The organism is Streptococcus sp., assembly GCF_019414905.1.
Classification (GTDB): Bacteria; Bacillota; Bacilli; order Lactobacillales; family Streptococcaceae; genus Streptococcus.
Map to the genome: position 1 here is coordinate 1 of NZ_DXLC01000230.1, position 5354 is coordinate 5354.

Sequence of the window (5354 nt, forward strand, 5' to 3'; positions counted from 1 at the left end):
TTCGTACTCTGCATTATCCAATTCTAGTTTCGCAATATTCTCATGATTTTTCTTGAGAGCTTCATAAAGCAGTTGGAAACGCGCTTCAATATCTGTCTCAGAAAAATGATAATTAGCATCTAAAAGCTTACGGTAGCCATCTTCTAAATCTTCCAGTTGTTCAGGTAGGTCTTTAGATAATGTTGCTACAATTGCTGGTATACGATCAACAATATGCGTTAAAGCCAAAATATGATTTTCAGCATTATCCAAAATCACAGCAGCTTCTACTGGGTCACCTGACGAATTTAAAGTTACAAACTGAGAAAACTCTGATTGGATATTTTCCAATTGTTTTTCAATTTCAGATAAACCTTGTCCATATTCTTCAGAATGATCAGCAACTCGGTGTTGCAACTCTTCAAACAAGTCCAAGGTATGAAGAACACGTCCACTATTTTTAGACTCTTGTTTCTCCAAATCTGCCAAGGCGTTGCGAATTGCCGCAATATCTTCTTCAATCAAGGTAATTTGACTCTCGATTTGATCAATTTGATGACTCGCTTTGAAAAAACGGAATGAGTTATTGTAACCTTCTGCCTCAAAAAGATTATTTTCGATATCAGCAAAAGAGTTAAGAGATAGGTCAACCCATTTTTGATTCCATTCACGGAAAGTCACCTGACTTTGTCCAATCAAGTGCATATTTTTTACCGCTTCAACTTCATCATTTACTGGAAGATTGTACAGTTCTTCTTTTTTCTCTTCTAAAATTGCTAGTTTACTTTCATTGCGTTTCCGTACATAAATTGCTATAGCATATGAAATCAGCAATATAATTGCAATTGCAATTATAAGATATACTACTAGACTACCAGACATATTAAACTCCTTTTTTACTTGAAACAATCGTAATGATTATATCATATTTTTTAGACCAAGGGAACTACTTCTCCCGATTTTTTAGACATCCAGTGTACTATAGACGGCATTTTCTTCGATAAATTCACGACGAGGCTCTACTCGATCCCCCATCAACATATCAAAGATTTTATCTGCTTCTGCAGCATCATCCACAGAAACTCTGGCCATCAAGCGATGTTCAGGATCCATGGTTGTTTCCCACAATTGGTGGTCATCCATTTCACCCAGACCTTTATAACGCTGAATGGTTGGTTTGGCACGTCCTTCACTGTGGCGGGCCAAGGCCTCTTGGAGTTTGATTTCTTGATCTGCACCTGGCTGGATGTATTCTTTAATCTCGCTTCCAACCTTGACACCATAGATTGGTGGTTGGGCGATATAAACATAACCAGCTTCTAGGATTGGTTTCATATAACGATAAATCAAGGTTAAAAGAAGGGTACGAATGTGGGCTCCATCGACATCGGCATCGGTCATCAAAACGAGTTTTTGGTAACGAGCTTTTGAAACATCGAATTCCGCTCCAAATCCTGTTCCCATCGCTGTGAAAAGACTACGAATTTCTTCGTTAGCTAGAATCTTATCCATACTTGCCTTTTCAACGTTCAAAATCTTACCGCGAATTGGAAGAATTGCCTGAAATTCACGGTTACGACCAGATTTGGCTGATCCACCCGCTGAGTCTCCTTCGACGATGAAGAGTTCTGTTTCCGCAGGATTGTTTGAAGAACAGTCTGCTAGTTTCCCTGGAAGGTTGGAAATTTCCAAACCAGATTTTTTACGAGTGACTTCACGCGCACGCTTGGCAGCCACACGAGCCTTAGCAGCCAGAATTCCTTTTTCTACAATGCGTTTTGCTATTTGAGGATTCTCCATGAGGAAATCAGAAAAGGCATCGCTGAAGAGGCGATTGGTAATCTTGACCACTTCGCTATTCCCCAGTTTGGTCTTAGTTTGTCCTTCAAACTGTGGATTTGGGTGTTTAACTGAGATAACTGCAGTTAATCCTTCGCGAACATCTTCCCCTGTTAAGTTGTCTTCATTGTCTTTAAGTAATTTATTCTTGCGAGCATAATCATTGATAACACGTGTCAAGGCTGTACGGAAACCTTGTTCATGCGTTCCACCTTCATGGGTATGAATATTATTGGCGAAACTCATGACATTTTCATGGTAACCAGTTGTGTACTGCATGGCTACCTCAACTGTGATATCATCCATCTCACCGTCTGTATAGATTGGTGTATCAAAGATTACATCCTTGTTCTCGTTGATATATTCAACATAACTAGCAATCCCACCTTCATAATGGTAATGCTTGGTTTGTTCCAAACCTTCGCGCTTATCTGTGATGGAGATTTGAAGACCGCGATTTAGAAAGGCCAACTCTTGAATACGTTTATTTAATTTATCGAAATCAAAGGTTGTTGTTTCAGTGAAGATTTCTGGGTCCGGTGTGAAGTGAACAGTTGTTCCTGTTTTATCCGTATCTCCAACCACCTCAAGGTCTGCAACAACATGACCACGACGGTATTCTTGGTAATGAATCTTACCGTTTTTATGGACATGAACGTCTAATTGAGTGGAAAGGGCATTAACTACTGAAGACCCTACTCCGTGAAGACCACCTGAAACCTTGTATCCGCCACCGCCAAACTTTCCTCCAGCATGAAGGACTGTAAAGACAGTCTCAACGGCAGGTCGACCTGTTTTTTCCTGAATATCGACGGGGATACCACGTCCATCATCGACAACAGTAATCGAATCATCTGGCTCAATAAAGACTTGAATATGGCTGGCAAATCCTGCCAAGGCCTCATCAATTGAGTTATCAACAATTTCCCAGACTAGATGGTGAAGACCTTCTTTTGAGGTTGATCCGATATACATCCCTGGACGCATACGAACAGCCTCTAGGCCCTCTAAAACTTGAATTTGACTGGCATCATAATCTTGTGCCTGCAGATTTTTGATTTCTTCTGTCATCTTATTCCTTTTTCTTACATGTCTAATACTTGTCTTAAATTCACGATACTGGTAAACAAGTAGGTATCCAATCCTGCAGCTTGACCTGCTTCGATATCAATCGGCCGATCACCAATGACAAGGCCTGAACTAATTTGATATTTTTCTCTTAAATAAATCATGGACTCAGGATTTGGCTTTCTCTTAAAACCTGAGCTAGAAGTCACTACTTCTGTAAAATAGGCTGCTATAGAGGTTTTTTCTAAAATTTCCAAGACCTGATCATTTCTGTGAGAAACTAAGAAATGACGCCTACCTTGATTGGAGATGTCTTTCAATAAATCAGAAACTCCATCAAATAAAATCGGATGTTCAAGTTCTCTGGCTTCATTTTCCTTGTATTTTTCTAAAAAATTCTCTAAGTTGGGAGCGAATGTCTCAATCGCAAAATCAGTAGAAACCTTTAAAGCCTGATAGACACTGTCATGATCTTGTGTGATGCCATACAGTGCCAATGTTTCAACAAATGCAGCTGTTGAAGTTTCGTAATTATCCAGTAAAGTTCCACCTAAATCCCAGATATAATCGTGATATTTCATACCCTTTATTATAGCATTTTTTTATGAAAAAAGCGATGATTTCCCTGAGTTTTCCACATAAAAAACGAGAGTTTGACTCCCGTTTTACTGATTTTTACAAAAGACATCTCGATAGAGCATTCCTGTTCGTAAACCCTCTGCATCTCCGCCTAGTTGCTCCACCAACTCATAGGCAAAGGCAAGAGCTGTCGAGGGACCTCGACTGGTTGTCAAATGACCATCTACCACTACTGTTTCCTTGACATATTGACCATCAAGGATTTGCTCTTGAACGCCATCATAGCAAGTGTACTGCTTATTTTTCAATAGCCCTGCTTGGTTGAGGGCAATTGGCGCCGCACAAATGGCCGCCAGTTTCTTCCCTTCTTGCTCGAAGTTTTGCAACTCTTGAATCAAGGCCTGATTATCGCGCAAATGTGCAGAACCAGGCATTCCTCCAGGAAGAACAATCATGTCATAGTCTGATAAATCACCATCAAAGACACGATCTGCACTTACTTGGATTGCATGCGAACCCGTCACTTGCTCCTCAAAACCAACCATATCACAAGTAATATTTGCACGACGCAAGACATCTACAACTGTCAAAGCTTCAATTTCTTCAAAGCCCTGAGCTAACATAACAGCTACTTTAACCATGATTTTCTCCTTATTTGATTCGTTTTAATACAACCTTTTTCCGCTTGAATCGGACTTTTCCACTCTTTTCTTCAGCTAGATTGGTTTGATAACTCATCGATAAAAGCAAGCCAACACCAATCAAGTTACTGATAATAGCCGATCCTCCTTGCGAAATAAAAGGCAAGGGAATCCCAGTCAAAGGAAGCAAGCCCGTCACAGCGCCGATATTTTCAAAGATGTGGAAGAGCAACATCATAATCAAGCCAGTAGAAATATAGGTGTAGAACTGGTTATTTGATTTAAGAGTAATCTTCAACATACGGTAAATCAGCATGAGGTAAAGGGCAATAACAAGGACAGAGCCAATAAAGCCAAAATCTTCTGCGATCACCGTGAAAATCATATCCGACTCACGAACTGGAATAAGCAGATTCGAAGCATTAAATCCCTGACCAAATAAGCCACCGCTGCCAATGGCGATTTGTCCTTGAGCCTGCTGGTAAGTGGTTGTTTGGGCAAAGTCAAATGGATTGAGCCAAGCCAAGATACGATTGATTTGGTAGGTCGGCATTCCTAATTGATGAAGAAAAGCCCGGCCACCCTTACTGATAAAAATGGCTAGGAATCCAGCAACTCCTGTTACAGCAGTCACAAATACTGGAATAATAATTTTCCAAGAAACTCCTGATAGTAAGACGATTCCCGAGAAAATGGCTACAAAAACCAAAGCCGTCCCCAAGTCACTTTGAAGTGCCAAAAGAACTAGGACTGGAATGGTAAAGACAATCATCCAAAAAATTAATAAAAAGTCCAGCGGAACTGTGCGTCTCCATTCCTTATGTTTCTTTGTAAATTGGACAATCACACGAGCCAACATGAGGATATAGGATATCTTCATAAATTCTGACGGTTGGAAGAGGGTAATTCCATTTATTGATACCCAGTTTTTGGCACCCGTTGATGCAACTAGGCTTGGATTATAAAAGACGATCGGCAAGACCATGAGTCCCAAACCTAATATATATAGAAAAGGGGTCACTTTCCAAAGAAATTCTGTATTAAAGAGCATGACCACAAAACCAATCACAAGCCCCAAGGCAATCCAGGCGACCTGCTGCCCTAAAATGGGCAGAATATTGTTTGGATAATCATGACTAACAGCTATATAGATAGCCACCACGCCAATAACCAGTAGAAAAAATACTGGCAATAGCAAACTATAATCGACTCTAGAGTCGAGAGAACGTTTCATATATTCACCTTTCC

At 40.3% G+C, this 5354-nt stretch carries 5 protein-coding genes; all 5 read right to left on the reverse strand.

Translation table 11 applies throughout. From position 1 onward, the window contains the following. The coding region (locus QZ359_RS07070) for a septation ring formation regulator EzrA (protein ID WP_293964867.1) at positions 1–861 on the reverse strand (861 nt) is incomplete at its 3' end. An 81-nt stretch (positions 862–942) separates the two neighbouring features. Next, positions 943–2889: a DNA topoisomerase (ATP-hydrolyzing) subunit B gene (gene gyrB / locus QZ359_RS07075; RefSeq protein WP_000134040.1), complete on the reverse strand. Its 1947-nt coding sequence runs from the start codon at positions 2887–2889 to the stop codon at positions 943–945. A gap of 14 nt (positions 2890–2903) precedes the next feature. Continuing rightward, the gene (locus QZ359_RS07080) at positions 2904–3467 is read right to left on the reverse strand and encodes an HAD family hydrolase (RefSeq protein WP_293964871.1); all 564 of its coding nucleotides are present in this window, start codon (positions 3465–3467) and stop codon (positions 2904–2906) included. Between the two features lie 84 nt (positions 3468–3551). Further along, positions 3552–4106 (reverse strand): DJ-1 family glyoxalase III, encoded by a 555-nt coding sequence (locus QZ359_RS07085; RefSeq protein ID WP_077804926.1) that lies wholly within the window; start codon positions 4104–4106, stop codon positions 3552–3554. A 10-nt stretch (positions 4107–4116) separates the two neighbouring features. Next, positions 4117–5340: an FtsW/RodA/SpoVE family cell cycle protein gene (locus QZ359_RS07090; RefSeq protein WP_203175938.1), complete on the reverse strand. Its 1224-nt coding sequence runs from the start codon at positions 5338–5340 to the stop codon at positions 4117–4119. Positions 5341–5354 lie beyond the last annotated feature (14 nt).